A 22,819-nucleotide genomic window follows, 5' to 3' on the forward strand; every position below is an offset into this window, starting at 1 on the left:
CGCCCGCGGACGTCGAGCTCGCCGCATGACCCCAGCAAGACCGAATCACCCCAAACCCGACAGGGGTGCCTTGACGAAGGACATAGAGGCACCCCTCTGCATCACCTGCCACTCACCTTGTGAAGGAAGAACGCATGTCCTCCGCCCCGCTCGCCTCCGTGCTGTTCGTCTGCGTCCACAACGCCGGCCGCTCGCAGATGGCCGCCGGATTCCTCCAGCACCTCGCGGGCGACCGCGTCGAGGTCCGCTCCGCCGGCTCCATCCCCGGCGACCAGGTCAACCCCGCGGCCGTCGAGGCGATGGCCGAGGCCGGCATCGACATCTCCGCCGCCACGCCGAAGATCCTCACCACCGAAGCCGTCCAGGCGTCCGACTACGTCATCACCATGGGCTGCGGCGACGCCTGCCCGATCTTCCCCGGCAAGAAGTACCTCGACTGGGCCCTCGAAGACCCCGCCGGCAAGGGCGTGGAGTCCGTCCGCCCCATCCGCGACGAGATCAAGACCCGCATCGAGGCCCTCATCGCCGAGATCGACGCCCAGCAGGAGGCGTGAACACCGTGACCCAGCCCGACCAGGTGCGCGAGGTCGTCATCATCGGCTCCGGCCCCGCCGGATACACCGCCGCCCTCTACGCCGCCCGCGCCCAGCTCAAGCCCCTGCTCTTCGGCAGCTCCATCTTCGTCGGAGGCTCGCTGACCACCACGACCGAGGTCGAGAACTTCCCCGGCTTCCCCGAGGGCGTCGACGGCCCGGTCCTGATGGAGAACATGCGGGCCCAGGCCCAGAAGTTCGGCGCTGAAATGATCGACGACGACATCGTCGAGGTCGACCTCACCGGCGACATCAAGCTGCTCACCGACTCCGCCGGCACCGTCCACCGCGCGAAGACGGTGATCATCGCCACCGGTTCCGGCTACCGCAAGCTCGGGCTGCCCCAGGAGGACGCGCTGTCCGGCCGGGGCGTATCCTGGTGCGCGACCTGCGACGGGTTCTTCTTCCGCGACCGCGACATCGTCGTGGTCGGCGGCGGCGACACCGCGATGGAAGAGGCCACCTTCCTCACCCGCTTCGCCCGCTCGGTCACCGTCGTCCACCGCCGCTCCACCCTGCGCGCCTCCAAGGCCATGCAGAACCGGGCCTTCGCCGACGACAAGATCTCCTTCGCCTTCGACAGCGAGATCGCCGAGATCAAGGAGACGAACGGCATGCTCGGCGGCGTCGTCCTGCGCGACGTCTTCACCGGCGCCACCCGCGAACTGGACGTGACGGGCCTGTTCATCGCCATCGGCCACGACCCGCGCACAGAGCTGTTCACCGGCCAGCTCGAGCTGGACAGCGAGGGCTACATCCAGGTGGCCTCCCCGACGACGCGTACGAGCCTGCCCGGGGTGTTCGCCGCCGGCGACGTCGTCGACGACACCTACCGCCAGGCCATCACCGCCGCCGGCACCGGCGCGGCCGCAGCCCTGGACGCCGAGCGCTACCTCGCCGCTCGCGGCACAGCCGAAACTGAGCCGGCAACCGCTGCCGTCCCGGCCTGAGCGGTACTCGCAGGCGGGGCCGTCCGGAAGCTCCGGGCGGCCCCGCCACTGTCGTTCCCGCCGGTGGCCGTCACCGGGGGAGCTGTGAGGTCTTCTCCGGGTGGGCCACCCCGACGTAGTGCATGGCGGTCTTCTCCGTGATGCCGAACAGGCGCATCAGCTTCAGCGGATCGCCGGTCTCGAACGCCTCGTTCAGGATCCGGTCCTGTCGCAGGCCGTCCAGCGTGAATCCCTTGGGCAGGTGCCGGTGCAGCATGGTCATGCTGACCGGCGGGTGGTCGGGGTCGAGTGCGGTGCGCTGGCTGACGAGCAGGTGGGGGTTGGTCGAGGCGGGCCAGCGGCGGTGTCGGTAGGTGAGCCACTCAGCGGCGAGGCCGTGGGTGAACTCCTCGATGTAGAGGGTGTGGCGCAGCAGGCCGCGGCGGGCTTCGAGGGTGCCGTGGGCGAGGTTGAGGTCGCAGGTGAGCAGCGTGGGCATCTCGTGGCCGGGCAGGGCGTGGACGGCGGTCAGGGCGACGATGAGCCGGCCGAGCGGGGTTGTGGCACGGTCGAGGAGCGTGGCCAGGAGGTCTGAGGGCACGGACTTCGGGATGCCCTTGAGGTCGCCGACGGGCAGAGTGCGGGTGGGGTCGCGGAAGACGACGCGCTCTTGGCGCAGGGCCTTGAACAGGCTGCGCAGGCTGATGGCGAGCTGGCGGCGGGCGCTCCCGGTGAGATCGTCGACAGCTGTGGTGGCGTGGTCGCTGGTGATCTGCCGCAGTGTCGTGATGCCGCTGCGACTCCAGGCGGTGAGGACTGGCTGGAGAGAGGCGAGGTAGCGGCGGATGCCGTCGTAGCTGCGTGCCTCGTGCTCGCGCCGGCCCTGGCCGCGCAGGACCTTGACCCACAGATTCACCTCGTCGGCGACGGTCGGCGGCAGTGTGGCGATGGTGGCCTCGACCCACATCTCGTCCGCGTCTCGGTGCAGCTCGGGGTCCTCGACCAGCAGGCCCCGGGCGGCGAGGAACTGGCAGACCCGCTTGGCCGCGAGGTTGGGGTCGAGCAGAGCGAGGTCGTGGACGTCGCGCTCCTGGAAGAGGGTCTCGGCGCCGAGCCAGTACACCAGGATCGTCAGAGTGCGGATGTCCTTGCGGTAGGCGGGATCCTGCCGGCCGCGGCGCAGCCGATCCAGTTCCTCGGTCAGCGCACAGGCATCGCTGGTCAACGGCAGGTCCCGGTAGCTGCGGCGGCGTAGGCGGGCCATGACCGGCGACCAGTCGCGCCGCATCCCGAAGAGCGGCTCCTGCCCGCGGGCGGCATGCAGGGCGGACACGTCCTCATCCTCGCCGTCCGCCGGTGCGGATTCGGCGACCGGGATCAACTGGGCCTGGCCGGGAACCCCGCGCGGAAGGTCGATGACCAGCTGGGTGGCCCGCACCGCAGCCGGGCCCGAGCCGTCCAAGTGCCGATAGAGGCGACAGGTGCGGCACCGGTCGCCGCGCAGAGGCAGTTCGTCCCGCCGGCACCGGACGCACCGGCCCGCAGGGTGCAGCTCGCGCCAGTGACGGCACGGATCGCAGCGCAAGCCCCGCTTGCCGGCGGCCAACCAGGCATCGCAGTCGCGGCATGACCGCGCCACGGACGGCGGCAACGGCGCCGGGGCCGTGATGTAGGTGGTGGTGGGCTGGTTGGTGGTGGAGAACCGCATAGGCTCCGGTGCCGGGTCGAGCAAGCCGGCCCGCAGCAGGACCAGGCGCACCGCGTCCCCGTTGGACGGCAGATCCCGAAGCATCGGCTCCGGCAGCCGCACGGCACCCTCGGCCTCCCGCACGGCCAGCGCGAGCCGGAGCATCTCGGCGATCTTGTGCTGCCAGCCCACGGACATGCCGTGCTCGGCCGCCATCGCCTCGATCACCGGGCGGCATTCCTCCCATCCGGCCACCGGCCAGCTGACGATCGCGCTGACCGTGGCGTCAGTCAGCGCCCTGGGCACCGTGAACAGCGCAAGCTGGCCGCACACCTGCGCCTGCAACACCGGCGCCCCGGCCGGGGCAGCGCGCTGCTTCCGGAGCTTGATCCACCACCCCTGCCCCACCTTGAGCCCGTTCTTCGTGCGCCGGCGCAGCGGCCGGGCGTCCGCCGACCGGTCGCCGTACATCCCGCCGACGATGAGCTGGACCGGCCGCGGCCGCGCCTCCGCAAGACCCAGGGCCCACTCAGCGTCGTCCTCGGCCCGGATCGCCATCAGGCACGGCTTGCACAGCCCGTCCGTGTTCAGGTGCGCCTCGTGCCGGCATCGCGGGCACACCCCGACCTCGGGATACCGCCTCGCCCAGGGCCGGCACCCGTCGCACACCCGGTTCCAGTGCACCACCAGCCAGCCCAGACACACCGGGCAGCTCCGCGCCCGCCCCTCTCCACGCCCCACTGCTACCGGCCTGCCGTTCAGTTCGGCGGGAGCGAGCGCGGCCCGGCACCCCGACGGCTGCGCGGCACCGGCCGGAGCTGGCCCGCCGCCGGCTGCTCCTCGGCGCCGACCGCGCGCTGGCCGGACTCCGGCGCCGCCTGGGCGTCGGCGAGCGGCTCGGCCTGGAGAAGGTCAGCGACCGTGCAGTTCAGCGCGGCGCACATCTTGTCCAGGTCCTCCAGGCGCACGGTGACCGGGGTCCCGCCCCACAGCGCGGCCACCTTGCTCAGCGACGGATTGAACCCCACCTGCTGGAAGGCGGCCAGCACCTCGGTCGGCCGCCACAGGTCCCGTTGCGCGGCCACCATCCGAAGGTTCCACTTCACCGTAGGTTCCCCTTGTCCATCACCAGTCGTTGAGCCGCCCGGGAGCTCGCGGTCAGGTTCGCGTGCTCAGGGTCGGCGTGAGCGGTCGCCATGTACCGAAGTGTCGTGGTTGCCCAGTCGTGTCCGAGGACCTTCTGCACTTCCCACAACGTCATCCCGCGCTCGTAGTTGTGGGTCGCGCAGGCGTGACGCAGCAGGTGCGGGAAGAGGTCGGTGACCGGGCCGGTCATGTAGTTCGCGGCCGCCGTGTGCAGCGCCTTGCGGAACGTGGACGGCACGATCGCCGGCGCGATCGGCAGGTTCAGCGAGGCGACCGCGGTCGGCTTGCGCTCCGAGGGCCACAGCGGCGCCCGCGGGTGTTCGATGTCGTCGCCGAACTCGCCGCGGATCTCCTCGATGTACCACCACAGCAGGGCCCGACCCTCCTGGAACATGTACGCCTCGCGCGGCCGCGGCCCCGAGCCGTGGGCGCCCTTGCCCAGTACGACGAACCGGCCCCACTGCCCGTGCTCCCAGTGCAGGTCGCCCATGCACACGCCGCACAGCTCCGCGGCGCGGACACCGGAGAGGTAGGCGACCTTGGTCATCACGTAGTCGCGGCAGGCGACCAGGTACTTCCGGGCGTTGGGCAGGTCCTCGCGCCACCGGCCGAGGAAGTCGCGCATCGCCGTCTGCGACGGCGGGATCCGCAGGCCGAAGTCCCCGCGGTGCCGGGGCCTGTTGAACGGGTCGATCGGCGACTCGACGGTGGCGCCGAAGCGCCGCATGATCTCGCCGGCGTATCGCTGCTCGAGGAACGCGAAGTACGCGTCGATCTTGTTGATCTTTCCTCGCAGCGTCGATGCTGCCCGCTTGCCCGGCCCGGCGAAGTAGCGGTCGACCTCACGCGGAGACAGCTGCCACGGCACGGTGCCGTAGTACTCGCAGACCTCCACCACGGGCTTGAGCAGGCCGTCGAGCGTCGTCGGCGCCAGACCGGCCGCGTCCCGAGCCCACTGGTACTCCGAGAGCGTGTCGAGGAAGAAACTCTCCTCGTCGACGGCGGACATGCGGGCTTGTCGGCGGCGCTGCAAGGTGACGACGTCCGCCAGCCCCGACTCCACCGAGACCGCGGCCGGGTCTACTATCGCGCTGGCGTCCGCGATCGGGCGTACCAGCGTCAGCACGCGACTTTCGGAATCTGACACGAACCGGGAAATTACAGGGACTACTCGCAGAATCTGCGAGCTACAGCTGAGATCTCACACCAACGTGTGAACGCCGCCGAGGGCGCGCCCTGCCTGCTGAAATGCAGCTTCGGAAGCCCAGACAGGGGCAGGGGAACCCGCGCGTACTCCACTAGGGAGCACCTGGCCGTCCGGCAGCACGACGATTGTCCTCGCCGTGCTGCGGCCCGTGTAAGTTGCGGAAAGGGCCTGGTAGATGACCCCTAGGTGCCCTCGGGGGGAGCCGGCCGTGCGCCCGTCCGGCAGGGTCCGAAGCCGTGCGACGGGGTCCGCGTAGGTGACCACTCCCCGCACGCCGTGGCCCGCGGCCAGACGCAGTGCCCCCGCGACCGTGAAGCTCTCCCCGTTGCTCGCCACCGAGGGGGACAGGCACACCCTCGACATTTCCAGTGCCTCCGTATACGGCTCCAGCGACGGGAAAACCCTGGTCAAAGCACGGCGGCTCATCGGGACGCCCAGGACGACGACACCCACCAGCAGTTGGCCGTCGACCACCTGGCCGTCGTCGCCCCCTGCGGGCTCGAGGTCCACCAGCCCGAACCGGTGGACTGCCGGCGGCCACCCCGACAGGTAGTGGTTGGCCTGGATGTACTCCCGGGCGGGCGCCTCCGCCAGCTCGACCACCGCGTAGCGGCGCCGGTCGAAGCCGCCCTGCGACGTATGGACCCACGTCGGCACACCGCGGCTCCACCGCTGAGCCCAGCCCTCGGCGCTGCCGGCAGCCATGGCCTCCCACCGAGACGGAGCGGGCCCGAGCGGCGCGCTCACCGCTCCTGCCCGGCTTCGGCCCGCGCGGCGAGACGGATCTGGGAGAGACGTTGCTTCATCTCCCCGATCCCGCCGGCTCCGGCGAGCGGCGCCTGAAGGTCCGGCCAGGAGTGCCGGGCGAGGGCCACGTACTTGCTGCCGGCCAGCACCGTCACCTCCGCCGACTCGATGCCGCGTTCCCGGACCTGCGCCTGCACGAAGTCCGCGCTGACGCTGTCGGGGTCGCCCACGGTGATGTCGTACGGGTCGATCTGTGTGGACAGGTCGAGGAGCCCGTGGGCGGCGGAGAGGATGTACTGGCGGCCGCCGTCCTGGAGCAGGGCTTTGGCCGTCTCCCGGCAGGAGCCGTGGAAGGTGCCGACGTACATCGCGCCGGCGGTCACGCGGCGGTCCTGCTTGGCCTTTCCGCAGCCGACGACGACGATCCGGAACCGGCCCGCGCCCTCGGCGCGGGCCCGCTGCCAGCCGTCCTCGGTCAGAGCACCGCCCCAGACGTCCAGCGCGTCCCGCGTCGCCTCCTGTCCACGAAGGACGTCGCGGCTCTGGTCCAGGCCGACGTAGCCGATGTCGGCGAGGGACGCCAGGGTCCGCAGGTTGACGGACTTGGGCAGCAGCCCGATCGGGTCCCTGGCCCCGGCGAGGAGGGCGCGGCGCTGGGCGGGGGTGATGCGGGGTGTGAAGGATCCGGCCGTACGCGGCCGGTCCGCGGCGCCTGACGTGTCCGTGGCGCTGTTGCGGGGGTGGTCGATGGTCATCGTGTTCCTCGTGATGGGGTCGGAGCCGGTGGGGTGTCGGCCCAGCGGGCGGGCAGGGTGGTGTCGCCGTCTTCCTCGCGGCGCTGGTCTTCCAGGTCGGCGGCGCGGACGCGGCTGCGGTGCCACTGCTCGGCGGTGTGGCCGCTCGGCCGACAGCACCTTTGTCGGGGCGTGGCCTTGCACGTGGGGCAGGTCAGGGACGCCGGGCAGGTGTCGCCGATGTCCTCGCCGTCGCAGAAGCCGCAGGGCGGGGCCGTGGCCGGCAGTACGCGCCCGGCCACATCGACGAGGAGACCGGCCGCGCGCCAGGCGCGTTCCTCGGCTCTCGTCGACGGCGGCCCGAAGCTCTGGCGGTTCACGCTCCGCCTGTCTCGGCTGCCGGATCCGCGCGGACGAAGGACTCGCCCTCGGGCCAGATCGCGATGATCTTGTGGTGGGACAGGAACTCCTTGGCGACCGAGCCCGGCTCGGCGGTGAACAGCAGTGCGCGGCGGGCCGGGGCGAAGAATCGCGCGCAGTCGCTGATCACTCCGTACGCGGCGATGAGGGCGCGGTAGTGCGATCGGTGACAGGCCATCACCACCTCTCCGGCAGTCGCGTCGAAGAGGTCGGTGGACGCCAGGACGGGATCCGTGACGACGCGGTGCCGCAGGACACGGTGTCCCTTGGCCGTCAGGTGGAAGAGGTAGGCGGTCAGGACCGAGTCCTCGAAGCGGTCGGCCTCCTCGTCGTTGTCTCGGCCGGGCTGGGGGCGGGCAGGATCGGAAGGGGCCAGGTAGGCAACGTGCGGACTGTCGGTGGTCATGGTGTGGGCGCCTCGGGAGTCGGGTGAGGCGGCGCCGCGGCGACGGCGCGGCGCAGCATCCTGAAAAGAGAGGGTCAGTTGGGCGGTGGGGCGCATTCGCCGCGGTGCTGGGGCCAAGGGGATCCCGGCACGGGCCGCGGGTGAGAAGACCTGAACTGGCCGACGCCATCGCGGTGGGGAACTGGCCGCGAGAGACGAGCACTATCCCGGCGCACACCTGCGGATGGGGGCGGGATCAGCCGCGACGGTACGTGCCCGGCCTGCCCAGGACTGTTTGAGGTCAGGCCGTAGCCGTCAGCTTCGATCACCCACCGCTCGACGGCAGCGGTGCCGCCCGGTCGAGCTTCGAGTACCGCTGGCTGACCTCGCGCGCCGAGTACGTGACTGGACGCCGGTCCTTCTCGTGGACCGTGACGACGATTCCGTCCGGAGACTCATCGAGCCCATCGACCCAGACGTACTGGAAGTACCCGCCGGCGGCGCTGTAGTGCATGAGGCGGTCCCCAGGGCCGACGGGGGCCTGGACTGTGCCGCCGGTGTACCGCTTGTAGGGCACGAGGACCTGCGGGACCCCTTCCGGCGCTGCCAGGGCGCGATCGGTCAGCATGTCGGTCACGTGCTCCCTGATCAGCGCGTATAGGGCCCGGGGCGGCGGGTTCTCTGTCGCGAGTGCCACGAAGGCCAGTCGGAGCCCTTCGTCGTCTTGGGCAGGCGGGCATGCGCGGGTATCGGCGAGGGCGAGGACCTCTTCGGCGTACCGATGGGCGATGCGTCCGCGGTGCAGCTGTGCGGTGGCGGGGGAGTTCGCGGCGACGCACTCAGGACAGGTCAGGGGAGCGTCGGTGACGCGCGCCGGGTCGAGCTTCTCGTAGTGGTGGACGACCGCGTACCGGCCCGCGTCGCAGGCCACGTCAATCATGAAGCCGGTGTGGCTGTTGAGTAGGCCCTCGTGAACGGCGTCGTCGTGGCCGATGAGGTTCTTGTGGTCCATCTCGTCTCAACCGCCCCCAGGGGCGGCGTCCTCGCCTTCGGTGTGTACGTCGGTGGTTGGCTGGACGACTTGTGGTCCGGCGGCACGGGCGCGGTGCGCGCTGTGGCCCCGCGCCCGTGCCGTCGGGCTCATTCGCTCAGGTAGAAGGTCACGCCACGGCACACGAAGCGGATCGGCCCCGTCGCGTTGATGGCCAGCTGGTACGCCTCCTCCTCGGAGACCGAGCCCGGCTCCGTCACGATCTCGTCGAACCGGGTCTGGCCCTGGAGGTAGCGGATCAGCTCGTACTTGGCCTCCGGCCCGTCGAGCGGGAACGTCGACCCGCGCGGGGGGTGGTAATCGGTCAGGCCGCGCCCGATCCATCCGGCCGAGAGCCGGACCGGCGCGGGGAAGGGAACGCGGTGCGCGAGGTGCCGGGCGACGGCCTCGTGGGCGCGCTGGTCCCACATCCCGTTCCAGACGTCGCTCGCGTTCTGTGCCTCCTCGTCGTACGCGGCCAGAGCCCGGCGCATGTTGAGGTACTCGTTGCCCTCCCGGAAGTGCCGGGACGTGGCCCAGTTGCCGTCCGCGTCGAAGCCGTCGTCCATCGACTGCCCGTCGTGCTGGCGGCCGACCATCCAGTGCCCCGTGGACTCCTCCACGCCGAGCCACACGCCCTCGAAGGAGCCGCGCCACGCCCGCCGCGCCTGGTGGACCACGGTCCAACCCTGGTGCTGTCCACCGGTCTTGATGCGCATGCGTGTCTCCTGGGCCTGTCTCGTCGGAAGGGGAGGGCGCGGGGCGCTCAAGCCGGGAGGCGAGCACCACCAACGAGAACCACAGTACACATGAGAATACTAATAAGCAACATTGCTTGTGCTCGTCTGAGCGATCCGCGCCCGCGGGAACCCGGAGTCCGTCAGGACAGGGACCAAGAACTCCCCTTCTCCGCAGCACGGCTGGTGGCCGGCCGCAGGGCGGGATAGGCGCCGGCCAGGACGTCCTCGGCGAGAAGGACGGGCGGGCGCGAGTAGACGAGTGTCTCCTCGCCGTCGCCGGACTGCACGACGGCCAGATCCGCATGCCTGTCCGCGACTTGGTGCAGGGCGCGGCGGAGGTCGGCGGTGCCGGTGAGAAGGAGCCGGCCGGGCCCCAGGGGGTCGGAGGCGAGCCGCACCAGGCTGACGGAGCCGGCCGCGGGGCTGGCGGTCCGGGCCGCGAAGGTCAAGCTCGCGTACGCCTGGACGGGCGCGGGGCAGTGGCGGCCGGCCATGCGGCGCAGGGCCACGAGGTGGCTGCGGTCGGCTGTGCGGTCGGCGGGCGGCTCGGGGTCGAGCAAGTGGAGGGTGCGGAACGGGTTGGAGAGCTCGTCCTCGATGTTCGCGGCGGTGGGGTCGCCGGGCGCGTACATGCTCACCAGGCAGGCGATGTCCGAGGCGAGTACCGACGCGGCTGGGATCCTGTGGCCGGCCGCGTCGGCGGCGGCCGCCAGGCGCCCCTGCAGCTCCGCGCGGCTGGACCGGCTGAACGGGGAGTACCCGAAGAGATACCGCCAGGTGGGCACGTGACACGGTTCGGAGCTCATCAACCACCAGTGCAACAGCCAGAGGCTGGCGTCGAGTTCGAGGTAGGGGTCGACGCCGGTTTCCTCGTCCAGGAGCCAGTGGGCGCGGTCCGTGGGCACCAGGTCCTGGCCGTTGCGGGCGGCCAGTCCGAAGGCCTGGGACCAGAAGGCCATGGACGGGACCATGCTCTTGCCGACGCCGAGCACGATGGTCGCGTCGGGGCGGCGCAGGGCGGTTGGATCCTGGAGCAGGGCGTCGTAGACCTTGCGGAGCCACCCGTAGCGCGGTGGGTAGCCGCGGTGCCGGCCGAAGCCGGGCAGGCAGTCGGTCAGGGGAGTGCGGTTCGGCACGGTGGTCCTTTGCTCAGTCGAGTGAGAGGGGGCTGCGGTCGGAGAGGGTGAGCCGGGCGACGAGACGTGCGAGGGAGTGCGCCCAGTCGGCGGGGGGGTCTGGAATGAGGAGGTCCTCGCTCCAGACGGTGCCGTCGCCGATGAGCGGCCGACTGGTCAGCCGAACCTGCCTCGGACCGGCTGCGGCGGGGGAGAGGTCGAGTTCGTAGGACCGGGTCTCGGTGTCGATGTACCAGGACAACAGGCCCTCGGCGTCGAGGCATCCGCAGGTCAGCACGTACACGCTGGTACGGCTGGGTGCGGGCATGACGGCGCGCAGCGCCCGGGCTACGGCCTGGCTGTCGCTGTGGTCGTGGACTCGTGCCACGGTTCCTCCTTCGGGCCCGGCCCACGAGGCGTGGGCCGGGGCGGCTACCTGCTGGTCGTGAGGGCGTCCAGCAGCTGCTCGGTGGTGCGAGTGGCGATGGCGAAGCCGATCAGTTTCATGACGTCGTCGCGGTGGCGCGCCATGTCACGCTGCCGGGCAAGGGTTTCCTCGGCCAGGTCGGGCTGTGCGAGGACGTCGCCGCATCCGACGACCGCGCGGGGGCCCAGTTCCCAGACGAGGGTGTTGACGGCGGCTCCAGCGGCGGCCAGGGGGTCGAGTTCGAGCATGACCCAGCCGCGCTCCGCCGGGTCCTCGCCGTCGCGGCGCAGGTCCTGCGCCGCGGAGCGGAAGAGCCCTCCGGTTCCGGCGGCCGGCTCGAGCGCCCACTCACCGCGGTGGTGGGGTCGCTTTCCTGTGCCGCCTTCGTCGGCCAGCATCGCGGCGATCAGATCGCCGACGTCGGGCGGAGTGTGGTACTCGCCGAGGCTGCGCCGGGAGTGATGGTGGCGTAGGGCTGTGATGACCCAGGACATCAGGTCGATCCGGGACCGCTCGGCGGGGTCGGTGTCTCCCGTGTGCCGGAGGACTCCATGGCGCAGCGCGGCAAGGGCCACAGCACGCACGCCCGCGAGGTGGGTGTCGTGCAGGTCCTCCCTGGTCCAGTCGAACAGCGGGCGGGCGGTGGCCCAAAGGTCGGGGCGGAGGCCGTAGTAGTAGTTGGCGCTATCGGCCAGGCCGCGGACCAGGACGCGCGGGGGTTGCGCGGCGATGTACGCGGCGATCGTGTCGGCGGCCGCCGCACCGGGGGACTTCTGGGGCCACAGGGCGAGGGCCGCGACGACCCCTGCGGGGATGTCGAGGCGGCTGCCGCCGGCGGCGTGCCAGGCTTCGGCGACCGCTTCGCCGAGGACGGAGCCGGCGCTACGGCTGACGGTGATCGGAGGACAGTCGGTCGTACCGGCGTGCCGGGCGCAGCTCGGGTCGGTGCAGTTCCGAGCCCTGTGGGTGAGCATCTGGTCAACGGCCTCGGTCACGAGGGTGGCGGTGGAATCAGCAGCGGGCATGAGGGTTCCAGGGCATGGGTGGGTGGTGTGTTTTGGTCAGGAACAGGAAGCCGGTGCCAGGTTCGCGAGCGGGAAGGCGTCGTCCGCAGCCCCGGACCTGCACGTTGTGGTGATGGATGGCGTAGGGGCGTCAGCCGGCTCGTTCAGAGGACTCCGCGGCGGGCCAGCTCGGGCTCGCACAGGGAGCACGTCCCGCACGGCGCGCGCTCGGCGCATCCCGGCTGCGGGAGGGCGTCGCCCTTGTCGTCCCCGCGACGGACGAACTTGGGCCACTCGCGCTCGTACAGGAACTCCCCGGCCCACTCCCGGGACTGGAACCCGGGGATGCGCGAAGCGTTGTTGGCCGTGTCCGGCTGGGCGACCCACGTGGTGGTGCCGTCCGGGAGGGCGTGTTCCCACACGTACCCGTACGCGGTGGTGCGGTCGGCCTTGCTCACCACGAGGAACCCGCGGGTGTAGTCGTTGTGGGCGGCCTGGAAGTCGATGTGCTGGGCGAGGCCGGGCAGCATGATCACGTCTCCGTGGTGAGGCGGGTGCGGGTGGTGGAGAGGGATCCTGACCACGAGCCCGGGGCCCGCCGCCTCTTGGCGTACGGGACCGCGTGGGCTCCGGCGGAAGGGCCCTGGGCGCGTGGTCGGGAAGATCAGGTGTTCCGCGGTGCGGCGGAGGCCGCGGCGTACTTCACGCACGCGGGCATGGACTCGCGCAGATCTGGGCCGCGCAGTCCGCGGCTTCCGCGAGGCAGAAGCCCGCACTTGAGACGCTCTCGACCGTCACCGAGCCGCTTCAACACGGTGTTGGCGCAGCCTCCGCAGACGGCGGGCGGGTTGTCGAGATCGGCGCCGAGGAGCGGCACCCGAGTCGCGGGGTGTTCCCCGCGGTCGAGGTGCATGCGTATCGAGCCGCGGCCCGATCGAGCCGGGGCGGGGATCAGGGGCGTGGTCATGGTCCAGGTCCTTCCAGGTGGGATCGTTCGTGGGGGGCAGCGGCACCGGGGCAGGGTTCGGCTACTTGGCCTTGCGCTGGTCGACCCGGTGGGCCTGCGATGCCGCGCGCATGACCTCGTCGAAGTCGAAGCCGAGGTTCTGGGCGTAGGCGCGCAGTTCGTTGAGCAGCACGTGCAGCGCCTTCGAGAAGGTGGGGTAGGGGTCCTCTGCCATGTGCACGCGGAGGGCGGCAGCGGCGTCGCTGGCGTGCACGTACACGTCGAAGAGGTGGTCTGCGGCGGCCGAATCGTCCGTGTTGTGGATCGGCGCGACGGACGGGTCGAGGTTCGGCATGGCGGCCAGGGGCCGTTCGTCCAGTCGCGCCTTCGCGTCGCCGTCGAGGCAGCGTTCGATGTCGGCGCGCATGTGACTGGCCAGGTGCATCAAGTCGGTGGTGACGTCCACCAGGGTCAGCCAGACGTCGGCCCATCCCCTCCGGTAGGCGAGAAGGGCGGCGTCTACCTCTGCCTTGTGGGCGACAGCAAGCATGGGAGGACTCCAGAGCAGTAAAGGGGCTTCGTGCGGCGTGGACTTGGAGGTCCGCCAGCGATGCAATCAATCTACATACTGAAATACGAATACGCAACACCATAGATGGTTGTGAACGCTTTCCGGCTCGCCCCGAGGGCGAGCCGGGCGATCACGTATCCGGGCCCACCGTCCGAGCTCTCGGGTAACGGCGCACCGGCCGCCTCGCTGGAGCCTTCTACTTGCCGGCGCCCCTGCGCGCCCGCTGCTGGGCCGGCAGCTGCCGGCGGGGCATCGTGCCGACGAAGACCAGGAGCGCCGTCAGTGCCACCCCGGCCGCAATGACCGCGCCGACAAGACTGGCGGGCTCCAGTACCCACACGCTGACCAGGGCGACGACTGCGCTCGGCGCGCCCCATCGCAGCGCCCATCGGACCCACGGGCTCGGGCTCTTGCCGTCGACAACCGGCATCAGTTCCTCCTTGGTTCTGGATGCCGGCTGATACCTGCATCCGTGGGTGAGTTCTGTCGCCCGGGAGGCCAGACACCCGGGCTGTGATCGGCTCAGGCGCGGAATTGCTCCCCGTCGAAGTACGCGCCACGCTGCATCCGGGTGTTGGGAAGGATGCCCGAAACGACCGGGGAGGTAAGGCCCGGGACGTCGACGAAGGTCGTGTATCGGTCCAGAAGCCGGGCGGCCACCCGGGTATCGCCCCATCGGTGCCCGACCGCGTTCAGGGGGCCGAGGGCCACGTTCAGGCCGTCCATGATGGAGAAGCCGAGACCTTCGTAGTAACTCTCCAGCTCCGGGAAGCAGTTGAGGGTCAGCAGTCCATAACCGGCGCGCGTGAAGCGGCGCACGGAATGCCGAATGAGTTCGGCCCCGATGCCTCGCCCGCGCTGCCCGGGATCTACCGCAACCGCGGTGACGATCGCGGTCCGTTCCGCCAGAAGGTGCGCCAGCGGCACGTCGATGCCCGGATGGTCGAAGAGCCACAGCGGAACGCCTCCGATGAGGACGCCGACCGCCCCGCCTTCGTCGTTTTCGGCCACGACCATCAGGGCCCGGAAGTGAGAGAGGGGCCCTTCCTGCGGCAGGGACAGGTTCGGCCGCACGTCCTCGAATGCGTCGGGATCGTCGGGGTTCACGTCGGCGAGGAGCCGCATGACGGCGTCCGCGTCGGTGGGTGCCGCGTCGCGGAGGGTGATGCCGGGCAAGCGTGTGCGGGTGGTACCCATAGTGACTCCTGGGGCGGTGTGAGGCGCAGTGCATCGCCTCTCGGGTGGCGGAAGGGAGGGCCGCCGGAGGGGTCCTCAACGGCGGCATGGGCTCTGAGGCCGGGCCGACCGGAGCTGAGAGCTGCCGGGCGGCCCGGATGGCTGTGCCGGGGGACGTCAGTAGATGTGGCGGCCGTCAGGGACTGTCCGGCCGATCAGGCGCCAGGGCGGGCCGTCGTTCAGGACGCCCATCGGGCACCGATCCGGCTGGTGCGTCGACAGGTCGGCCTCGATGGCCGTGTACCAGTGCCGCGTGAGCGGGCACCGCGTCCCGCGTGCACAACCCGGCCGCTCCGCGACGAACACGTGGTGGACGTCCGGCGAAGTGGGGAGGGATCGGCGGAACGCGTCCGAGATGCGCTTGCCGTAAGCCGACGGGCTCTCGCCCCGGTACCGTCCCCATACCTGGATGCCGTAGACGAACTGGGTCTGGCCGTCGCGGTCGAGCCGCCAGCGCAGCACGGAGCCGTAGCGCGGGCTGTCGGGCCTGGACTCGTCTGCGCCCGCGGGCACTGCTCCGGTCATGTCGAGGACGGTCTGGCCGGTCCCGGTGAACGCCTGGGGCACGGCCAGCGCCCAGTACGAGGAGGCGTGCTTTCCCCACGGATGCAGCCTCCGCCGCCGGTACTGCGTCCCGGCCTTACGGCGCTTTATGAGCGGCTTGTTCCGCTTCATCTGTATCAGTCCCCCGGATGCGCTGGGACGGCGCGGCGCCTGGAGTGGCGGCGCTCGTCAAGTGGGTTGGTGTGGCGGGGCGTTGGCCCGAACTAAGAATGACAATACACAGTGAATCGAGAATACGCAACATCTCAAGTAGTGGTGTCCCCGCCGCGCCGTGCGAGGTCCGCACCCGCTTGAAACCGGTCCCAGGCAAGCCGGTTGTCGACCGCGTCCTCGATCGCTCTCCAGACCAGCCCTCTCGCGGGGTCCTCCGGAACGTGGGGCTCTCCGCGGTTGCCCCGGATCACCGTGACCGTGTCGCCGACCGGTGGGCGGGCCCGGTGGACGAGGATGCAGGTGGGTGTTCCGTGGCCGGGGATGTAGACCCCGGAGGTATCGATGATCCAGCGTGCGTCGAAGCGGGGGAGGAACTCGGTGATGTACCGCTTGCCGAACTCCCGCTTCATGAACGAGTTCGCGGTCAGCTGCGCCACGAAGCCGCCCTGGACGGCCAGGTACTCGAGCATCAGCGCGGTGAAGGGCAGGGCCAGCGAGTACTTGCCGGCCGCCACCTGCGGGTACGCGGCGCGGACCTGGTCGCGGACGGCAGGGTCCTTCGGGGTGATGTACGGCGGGTTGGCCACGCACGCGTGGTAGGCGCCGGCGGCGAGCAGGGGCTCGGTGCGGTCCAGCAGGGAGTCGGCGGCGGCCACGTTGACGGGCCACGAAGCCGGGACCTGGTCCAGGCTCACGCCGAGGACGGACGCCGAGCACGCCAGGAGCCGGTAGGCGGTCAGCGCGGCGGCGTACGCGTCAAGGTCCACGCCCGACACCGCTGCCAGAGCCCGCTCGACGGCCCGCGGCCCGTGCCCGACCGGAGCGGAGCGGCGGCCGCGGATCGGCGGGACGCGGGCCATGTGGAACGCGGCGACCGCGATGTGCCCGGTCCCGCAGGCGGGGTCGATCATCCGGACGTCGGCCGGCCCCCACTCCTCGATGGCCGGCTCCAGCGACAGGCGCAGCAGGAGTCGGGCGACCCAGGGCGGGGTCTGGCACAGGGCGCGCCCCTTGCGGGCTTCGTCGGACAGCAGCTGGTAGGCGTCGCCCAGTGCGTAGCCGTCCACGCGGCGCTCGTCTTCGAGGGCGGGGTGCCGGTCCCAGAACTCCTCGATGGCGGTCCAGGCTGCGGAGCCGAGCGGCTGCTCCCACAGCGGCAGTACGGCCGGATCGGCGAGAGGGGCCAGGGCGGGGTGGCAGCCGGCGAGACTCTCCAGGGACTTCAGCAGGCCGTCCGGACCCGGCGGGCGTTCGTCGGCCGGAGCCAGGCCGTGCTCGTGGGCATGCCGGACGAGGGCCGCGGCGTGGCTGAAGAGGGCGGCCGTGCGCCGATCGCCGGTGTCGCGCGCGACCGCGGCGGTGAGTCTGTCGTAGGCGGCGGGGGGCAGGGTGCGTGTGGTCATCTCTCCTCGCAGGGGGGATCGGGGGGACTACTGGCCGGCGGTCATCGCGGCCCAGACACCGGCGAAGCCGGAGCGGGCCTTGTCCTGCACGCCGGCCGGGGCGGTCACGTAGAAGTCCTCGACCGTGCCGTAGGTCTTGGCGTCCGGCCGGACGCGGGTGCGCACGCGGTCGATGCCGGCGCCGTGGGCTTTCGTGGAGTGCTCGACGGGGCGGTCCAGGGCCGTGGCGGCGTTGTGCAGGAAGGTGCCGACTTCGGAACGGCTGCCGGTGCGGACAGTCTCCACGGACCGGTAGACCGTGCCCTTGAAGCTGCTGTCGCGGCACTCGGGCTTGGAGCAGCGGTCGCCGTGCGCGGTGTGGCACTCGGGCCGGCGGCCGGCGGTGTAGGCGCGCTGCAACCGGTAGACCGCCCACGGCTCCTCGTCCAGCCGGGCATTGAACTGGCCGAGCGCCTCAGCGTTCTGGTCGTCGGTGACCCGCCTGAACAGGGTGTCGTCCTTGTAGAGGGAGCTGTTGTCGTTCAAGGCCATCGACAGGTACTCAAGACGCAGCACGCGCGCGGCGAGGTCGGGGTACTTCCGCAGCCGCTTCAGGTGGTCCGGCTGGGGCGAGCACACCCCAGCAAACGGGCATACCGGGCAATATGACTTGGACATGTCGATGCCGAGGCGGTCCTTGACGTAGCCCTGCACGTCCTCGCGGCCCCAGCCGAGCCTGAGCAAGGGGTAGTCCAGGGCGAAGGTCTCGTAGCCGGCCTTCTTGTTGCGCTTGGCCTGGAACTTGTTCGCCTTGACCGCGCGCTTGTACTCGTCCGCGTTATAGCCGAAGAGCTTGCCGACGGTCTGCCCGCCCGCTTGCTCGAGCTGGAGGCGGTCGATCGTCCAAGCCTTGTGCTTCTGGCTGCATACGTGACCGCCGGCGTACTGGGGAACCGTGCCGTTCTCCTCCAGTTCGTCCATGAGCGTCCATGGACCCCGGCTGAACACCTTGCCGGGGTTCTTGGTGTCAGAGAGGACTTCGACACCTGCCGAGTCGGGGCGCCCCGCCCGCGCGACCTGCGTGTACCGAATGCCCTTCTCCCGCAGCAACGGCAGGACGTGGTTCTCGACGTCGGCGATCGTGTCGGGAAACTCGAACCCGGTCATCGCCGTCACGATCGAGAAGTCGGAGAAGTCTTCGGCGATCCCGAAGGCGGTCGGATCGTTGATGATCGCCAGGGCCAGCGCCGTCGAGTCGACGCCGAGGCCGAAGTTGAGCGACTTGTGCTTCGTCGCGCGGAAGGAAGCCAGAGCCTCCGCGGAGGCGACCTCGGCCGGAGCCGGTCCGCCGGACGACGGCGTTGCGGGGACGGCATCGAGGTCGGGTTCGAACAGCGTGAGGGAAGTCATGGGCGTACCTGTGGGGGAGGGGCGGGTGCGGCTGGGAAAGGCCGCACCCGCCGGAGGACAGGAGGGTCAGGGCTGCGGCTTCGCGGCGCGTGCGGCGTCGAGGCCTGCGGGAGTGAGGTAGGGCCGGTGCTTCGGGCCGGTGCGGCCGTCGTCGCCGTCGGTGGGCTGGCGGACGCCGTCGGCGTCGCGGTACTCGACGAGGGCGAGGCGGGCGAGGGAGGCGGCGGTGGGCCAGGTGACGTCCCTCAGCGCGCCGTCCTCGTCGGCGGAGTCGACGGCGGCCAGCTGAGAGTCGTTCAGGATCGACCGCCGTCCGGCGCCGGTGATGACGTACGGTCCGACGCCCTGCGCCTGCGCTTTCTCCGGCGGCAGCCGGTAGCCGTCGCCGTCGTTGCGGTAGACCAGGCCGTCGTCCAGGTAGACCTGGAGCGTCGTACGGCTGCCGTGCGATGCGAGGTGCCCCGAGGGATGTGCGCACGCGGCACGGAGATGCTTGGGCGCCGGCGGGTAGGCGTTGCTGGTCATCGCGGGCCCTCCAGCGCGAGGACCGGTGCCGGATCGAGCCCTGCGGCCCGCGGGCTGATCGCTGCCTTGACCTTGCGCCCGCAGCCGGGGCGCTCGCACTGCTCCGTCGCCCGGGGGTTGTGCCACTGGCAGCTCGGGCAGCTCCACATCAGCCCCGCCGAGACCGCCACCGAGGAGATCACGGCCCGCTGCTCCGGGTCGGCAGCATCCAGGAGCTGCTCCAGTACGGGGGGATGCGGGGCGTAGTGGTTGCTGTCGTCGAGGATGACCGTGTCCTCGACGACGACGCGCAGCGGCACGGTCCCGTCCGGCCGGACGACGTGCTCGGGGTCGGCGCTGTCGAGGTGGACCGAGACCCGCACGACGCCGTCCTCGGCGTCCAGGTAACCGAAGACGAGCACGCCGGCCACCTCGATGCACGACGGCCCCTGGTCATCGGCGGCGTAGAAGACCGCGGCGCGGTTGAGGCCCTCGGCCGTCCCAGCGTCGGGGAAGACGAAGTTCAGGGGAGCAATCCGGGAGCGCTGCGCCCGCCCGATCTCCTCGCAGTACAGCTCGAAGCCCTGATCGGGCACCGCATCGCCGTCGGGACCGTAGTAGAGATCGACCGCTTCGGCGTCGTCGGCCGGGGGCTCGTCGGGCACGTCGCCCTGGCCGCCCACGTTGGCCCAGCTGCCGCGCACGTGCGAGGCGAGCTCCGCGAGGGCAGCGCCTTCCGTGGCGTAGGGCGCCGTGGTGTCCTCGTGGCGGGTCCAGATGCGCAGCATCCAGACCTGCTGGCCCGGGCGAGGCCCCAGGATGGCGGAGACGGCCGGGGACCGGCCGCCGGCGGCCTCCGCGACGATCTCGGCGTGAGCGCGCTGGGCGAGTTCACGGTACGGCGGGGGCAGTTCGGCGGCGGCCAGTGAGGGGGCCAGGGCGCCTGCGATGCGCACCAGACTCTCGATGTCGGAGGGGCGGAAGCGTTCAGCGAGCACGGTCATCCTCATCGGTGGCAGAACGTGGCGGGCAAGGTGGCCCGCCAGGCGTGGAAGGGGGGAAGGGCTAGGCGCCCAGATCAAGGAGCGCCGCGACCAGGGCGAGGGCGCGCTTGCGCTCGGGGGAGACCCGCACGCGGCGGATACGCTTCGGGTCGGAAGGGAGCCGGATGCCCACGGCCGCGCCGTGTCCGTCACGGTGCAGCTCGTACTGGTCTGCTGAGAGCATCCAGGCGTCCCAGTCGTCGGCCTTGCGCCCGGCGCGCACCAGGGATTCCGCGGTGGGTGCCGTCGCCGGGCAGGAACAGGCCGGGTCGTCGCACGGACGGCCCGCCGGATGCCGGGAGATGACGCCGCCCGAACGGTAGGTGGCTCTGGTGCCGTTGAGCATCGGGCACGCCTTCTCCGAATACATCAGGCAGGGCGGGTGGAGTCCCGGTTCCGGCGCATACCCGATGCCCACGTCCTGGGGGCGGACCAGCACGTAGAACCACCGCTCCAGCGGCCGTTCGCAGATCTGGCACAGGCCGTTCTCGAAGGCCCGGGTGCGTTTGCCTGGGTCGAGCCCGCCGAAGACCGGCAGACCGTTGTGCTCGAACGAGACGTACGGGACGACCAGGCCGCCGTGCGTGGGACGGTGCGCGCACGCCGCGGGGATCGCCGGGGCGCTCACTGGGAATCACCGCCGGAGAGCTCCCAGGACGGGCGGGCGAGCTCGACCAGGAAGGTGTAGGCGGCGTCACTGGCCTGGAGCTGGCGGACGACGGGGAGCTGCCGGTACCGGCTGAGGAACTCGCCGATGGTCAGAGCGGTGTTGTGCGAGTCGTCCGGGCAGCTGCCGTGGTCGAGGGGGACCAGGCGGTCGCCCTCGTACTGCGGCCACGTGTACGCAGCGAGGAGCACGGCCTGGCTCCAGTTGCGCGGGTTGGCGCGGACCTTGACGAGCTCGGCGCCGGGCACCAGTTCCCTGAGCGAGTCGAGCGGCGGTGTCCGGCGCGGTTGGGGGGTGCTCGGGCCCATGACGGTCTCCCAGTTCGAGGCGGGCTTCGGCTGCCCGGGGCGGTGAGATGGAGGGCTGCGGGGTTCGCCACGCAGCAGTGCAGTGGCCTGGCGGCCGCCCTCACGGCGCCGACGCGGGCCGGCGTAGGGGCTGTGGGGGAGGAGTGAGCGGCCGATCAACCAGACAAAAGTACAGTACACACGAGAATCTAAATACGCAACATCATGGCGTGGGGTGTCCGCTCATCCCCTTCGGGCACGGTGAACCGGGCCGACAGCAGCGCCACACAGAGCTGCCGGATTCCTCCTTGCTCCCACAGCGCCAGGGACTCGGGCACTGCGGCCGGCCACCACTGCACCGACACTCCGTCGCGCACCACGTCGACCGCGACTCCGTACCCGTCGTCCTTGCTCCAGTCAGCCATGCGCACGTGCGGGCTCAGCACCTCAACTGCACCCTCATGAAGGCGGATCGCCTCCTCCTTCGCGCTGCGTGCCGCCTGCCGCAGAGCCTTCGCCTGTACGGCGGACACCGGACGGTAGACGGTGCTAGCTCCCTCGTCCTCCGCGAGGACGACCAGGGCTCCCCCCTGCGCCGCGAGCACACGATCCCGGCCGACTTCGGCGACCAGCTCGAGCAGTTGCTCCGCGGAGACGGCCGTGTCGAGTCCGCTCTCGGGAACGGCGGATGCCCGGTAGTGCCCGTTCCGCACCAAGTCCAGGGCGTGCTTGACGTCCAGCATGGCGCGGGCGAGCTCGGCGGAGCCGGGCCGCCCGTTCGCGGCGTATCGCGTCAGCCGCTGATGGACCAGGGCCGCTTCGCGCTCGTCGGGCTCGTCGAACTGGCTGCGGACCACCTCACGTACGGCAAGGTCGATCACCTGCGCCAGGTACCCGGCGCTGAAGGACCTGCGCCGGAGCAGGCGAAGCGCCGTCTGTTTGGACGAGCCGGTGGGGACGACGGCTGATGCCTGGGACACGAGGTGACTCCTCCTCAATTCGCCGGTCGCGAGCCGGGCTGGCCGATGTATGTGGTCCACGCTTTGTACTCGGCGGTGGTGAGAATCGGCGGCGGGACGATGGGGGCGCGCCCGAAGCACTGGTCACAGGCGTGTACGTCCGGCTCGGCGCCGGTGGCGTCAGTGCCGCGGCCCGGCAAGGCGGTGCCGCAGATGGGCAGGTTCGCCGGGACGGACGGGTCCAGCCGCAGATGCAGTTCGTGGCCGTGGAGGACCGGACGGACCGCGACGGGCTCCGGTTCGGAGGCGGGGCCGAAATGCTCCGCAAGGAACCGCACGACCAGGGCGTGAGCTGCCTGGGCCCGCTCGTCCAGGGTTCGCGTGTCCGCCAGCGGAAGCTCGGCGACCCGCAGGGGTTCCCGCATCTCTGCGGTCAGGCGGTCGACGAGGACCCGCCCCTCGGCGAGGAACTGCGGGGCGTCGCCGCGGGGGTCGTCGCTGCGCTTGCCGACCCAGATCCATGACAGGGGCACGAACACGGCGAGCTCGCTGAGGAGCCCGTACCAGCGGCTCACCGCCCACGTGGCGTAGGTGCCGCATGGCCTGTGGTGGCAGGAGCCGGCTGGCGCCTGGCAGGCGCGCAGTTCGAAGCGGAAGCCGAGCTCGGCCGCGTCCGTCCGAAGGATGCCGAGCTCCGACACACCGCCGTTCTGCCGTGTCCACCAAGCCGGTTCACCGCCTAGCAGCGGACCGGGCTCGGTGCTGCGCCCGATCCCCTGCGCCTCCGCTGAATGGGCAGAGGCCAGAGTCCGATGGGCAGAGACGACGCGGGTGCCGTCGATCACGAGGTAGTTCATCAGAAGTCTCTCCGGTCCGGCCGGGCGCGCCAGCGCCCGGCCGTCGAGCTGGGAACGCCGGGATGGAGGCCCGGCA

Annotated in this window: 28 protein-coding genes; 2 read left to right on the forward strand and 26 right to left on the reverse strand. The window is 71.1% G+C overall.

Going from position 1 to position 22,819, the window contains the following annotated elements; genetic code table 11:
- Window positions 1–134: 134 nt before the first annotated feature.
- On the forward strand, window positions 135–554 hold the full coding sequence (locus AB0C59_RS31115; protein ID WP_363010528.1) for an arsenate reductase ArsC: 420 nt from the start codon (window positions 135–137) through the stop codon (window positions 552–554).
- A 5-nt stretch (window positions 555–559) separates the two neighbouring features.
- Entirely contained in the window at window positions 560–1,543 is a 984-nt protein-coding gene (trxB, locus tag AB0C59_RS31120; protein ID WP_363010637.1) for a thioredoxin-disulfide reductase, read from the forward strand.
- Window positions 1,544–1,613: 70 nt separating this feature from the next.
- Here the strand turns inward: trxB and AB0C59_RS31125 are convergent, their stop codons facing one another.
- The 26 genes from AB0C59_RS31125 to AB0C59_RS31250 all read right to left on the reverse strand — a co-directional run bounded on the left by AB0C59_RS31125 (window position 1,614) and on the right by AB0C59_RS31250 (window position 22,743).
- Entirely contained in the window at window positions 1,614–3,914 is a 2,301-nt protein-coding gene (locus tag AB0C59_RS31125) for a hypothetical protein (protein WP_363010530.1), read from the reverse strand.
- A gap of 53 nt (window positions 3,915–3,967) precedes the next feature.
- Window positions 3,968–4,315: a helix-turn-helix transcriptional regulator gene (locus AB0C59_RS31130; protein WP_363010532.1), complete on the reverse strand. Its 348-nt coding sequence runs from the start codon at window positions 4,313–4,315 to the stop codon at window positions 3,968–3,970.
- Window positions 4,312–5,481, reverse strand: coding sequence for a site-specific integrase (locus AB0C59_RS31135; RefSeq protein WP_363010534.1), 1,170 nt, complete (start codon window positions 5,479–5,481; stop codon window positions 4,312–4,314). Before AB0C59_RS31135 ends, AB0C59_RS31130 begins: the two co-directional genes overlap by 4 nt.
- A gap of 75 nt (window positions 5,482–5,556) precedes the next feature.
- Window positions 5,557–6,267, reverse strand: coding sequence for a hypothetical protein (locus AB0C59_RS31140; protein WP_363010536.1), 711 nt, complete (start codon window positions 6,265–6,267; stop codon window positions 5,557–5,559).
- A gap of 38 nt (window positions 6,268–6,305) precedes the next feature.
- Window positions 6,306–7,064 carry a DUF6884 domain-containing protein gene (locus tag AB0C59_RS31145; RefSeq protein ID WP_363010538.1) on the reverse strand — a complete coding sequence of 253 codons (759 nt, stop codon included), beginning with the start codon at window positions 7,062–7,064 and terminating at the stop codon, window positions 6,306–6,308.
- Entirely contained in the window at window positions 7,061–7,423 is a 363-nt protein-coding gene (locus AB0C59_RS31150; RefSeq protein ID WP_363010540.1) for a hypothetical protein, read from the reverse strand. Before AB0C59_RS31150 ends, AB0C59_RS31145 begins: the two co-directional genes overlap by 4 nt.
- Complete coding sequence (locus AB0C59_RS31155) at window positions 7,420–7,869, reverse strand: hypothetical protein (protein ID WP_363010542.1); 450 nt, start codon at window positions 7,867–7,869, stop codon at window positions 7,420–7,422. Before AB0C59_RS31155 ends, AB0C59_RS31150 begins: the two co-directional genes overlap by 4 nt.
- 304 nt (window positions 7,870–8,173) lie before the next feature.
- Complete coding sequence (locus AB0C59_RS31160; RefSeq protein WP_363010544.1) at window positions 8,174–8,860, reverse strand: hypothetical protein; 687 nt, start codon at window positions 8,858–8,860, stop codon at window positions 8,174–8,176.
- 128 nt (window positions 8,861–8,988) lie between these two features.
- Entirely contained in the window at window positions 8,989–9,597 is a 609-nt protein-coding gene (locus AB0C59_RS31165) for a hypothetical protein (RefSeq protein WP_205383903.1), read from the reverse strand.
- A 161-nt stretch (window positions 9,598–9,758) separates the two neighbouring features.
- A complete protein-coding gene (locus tag AB0C59_RS31170; protein WP_363010546.1) occupies window positions 9,759–10,754 on the reverse strand; it encodes a DUF4007 family protein in 996 nt (331 codons plus the stop codon).
- A 13-nt stretch (window positions 10,755–10,767) separates the two neighbouring features.
- A complete protein-coding gene (locus AB0C59_RS31175; protein WP_363010548.1) occupies window positions 10,768–11,121 on the reverse strand; it encodes a hypothetical protein in 354 nt (117 codons plus the stop codon).
- Window positions 11,122–11,165: 44 nt separating this feature from the next.
- Entirely contained in the window at window positions 11,166–12,185 is a 1,020-nt protein-coding gene (locus AB0C59_RS31180; protein WP_363010550.1) for an N-6 DNA methylase, read from the reverse strand.
- A gap of 143 nt (window positions 12,186–12,328) precedes the next feature.
- Complete coding sequence (locus AB0C59_RS31185; protein ID WP_166630434.1) at window positions 12,329–12,694, reverse strand: hypothetical protein; 366 nt, start codon at window positions 12,692–12,694, stop codon at window positions 12,329–12,331.
- Window positions 12,695–12,828: 134 nt separating this feature from the next.
- Window positions 12,829–13,131, reverse strand: a complete 303-nt coding sequence (locus AB0C59_RS31190) for a hypothetical protein (RefSeq protein WP_051860019.1) — start codon at window positions 13,129–13,131, stop codon at window positions 12,829–12,831.
- Window positions 13,132–13,192: 61 nt separating this feature from the next.
- Window positions 13,193–13,660 (reverse strand): hypothetical protein, encoded by a 468-nt coding sequence (locus AB0C59_RS31195; RefSeq protein WP_200402285.1) that lies wholly within the window; start codon window positions 13,658–13,660, stop codon window positions 13,193–13,195.
- A 217-nt stretch (window positions 13,661–13,877) separates the two neighbouring features.
- The gene (locus AB0C59_RS31200; RefSeq protein ID WP_030578726.1) at window positions 13,878–14,111 is read right to left on the reverse strand and encodes a hypothetical protein; all 234 of its coding nucleotides are present in this window, start codon (window positions 14,109–14,111) and stop codon (window positions 13,878–13,880) included.
- 92 nt (window positions 14,112–14,203) lie between these two features.
- The gene (locus AB0C59_RS31205; protein WP_363010553.1) at window positions 14,204–14,878 is read right to left on the reverse strand and encodes a GNAT family N-acetyltransferase; all 675 of its coding nucleotides are present in this window, start codon (window positions 14,876–14,878) and stop codon (window positions 14,204–14,206) included.
- A gap of 156 nt (window positions 14,879–15,034) precedes the next feature.
- Entirely contained in the window at window positions 15,035–15,592 is a 558-nt protein-coding gene (locus tag AB0C59_RS31210; RefSeq protein WP_363010555.1) for a hypothetical protein, read from the reverse strand.
- 134 nt (window positions 15,593–15,726) lie between these two features.
- Window positions 15,727–17,037, reverse strand: coding sequence for a DNA methylase (locus AB0C59_RS31215; protein WP_363010557.1), 1,311 nt, complete (start codon window positions 17,035–17,037; stop codon window positions 15,727–15,729).
- Between the two features lie 27 nt (window positions 17,038–17,064).
- Complete coding sequence (locus tag AB0C59_RS31220; protein WP_363010559.1) at window positions 17,065–18,426, reverse strand: hypothetical protein; 1,362 nt, start codon at window positions 18,424–18,426, stop codon at window positions 17,065–17,067.
- 66 nt (window positions 18,427–18,492) lie between these two features.
- The gene (locus tag AB0C59_RS31225; RefSeq protein ID WP_363010561.1) at window positions 18,493–18,951 is read right to left on the reverse strand and encodes a hypothetical protein; all 459 of its coding nucleotides are present in this window, start codon (window positions 18,949–18,951) and stop codon (window positions 18,493–18,495) included.
- Window positions 18,948–19,934: a hypothetical protein gene (locus AB0C59_RS31230; RefSeq protein WP_363010563.1), complete on the reverse strand. Its 987-nt coding sequence runs from the start codon at window positions 19,932–19,934 to the stop codon at window positions 18,948–18,950. The genes AB0C59_RS31225 and AB0C59_RS31230 overlap by 4 nt, the downstream gene beginning before the upstream one ends.
- A 61-nt stretch (window positions 19,935–19,995) precedes the next feature.
- A complete protein-coding gene (locus AB0C59_RS31235) occupies window positions 19,996–20,601 on the reverse strand; it encodes a hypothetical protein (protein WP_266552566.1) in 606 nt (201 codons plus the stop codon).
- Complete coding sequence (locus AB0C59_RS31240) at window positions 20,598–20,948, reverse strand: hypothetical protein (protein ID WP_363010565.1); 351 nt, start codon at window positions 20,946–20,948, stop codon at window positions 20,598–20,600. The genes AB0C59_RS31235 and AB0C59_RS31240 overlap by 4 nt, the downstream gene beginning before the upstream one ends.
- 188 nt (window positions 20,949–21,136) lie before the next feature.
- Complete coding sequence (locus AB0C59_RS31245) at window positions 21,137–21,907, reverse strand: hypothetical protein (RefSeq protein WP_363010567.1); 771 nt, start codon at window positions 21,905–21,907, stop codon at window positions 21,137–21,139.
- A 14-nt stretch (window positions 21,908–21,921) separates the two neighbouring features.
- On the reverse strand, window positions 21,922–22,743 hold the full coding sequence (locus tag AB0C59_RS31250) for a hypothetical protein (RefSeq protein WP_363010569.1): 822 nt from the start codon (window positions 22,741–22,743) through the stop codon (window positions 21,922–21,924).
- Window positions 22,744–22,819 lie beyond the last annotated feature (76 nt).

It is taken from the genome of Streptomyces sp. NPDC048664, assembly GCF_040650555.1.
Lineage (GTDB): Bacteria > Actinomycetota > Actinomycetes > Streptomycetales > Streptomycetaceae > Streptomyces.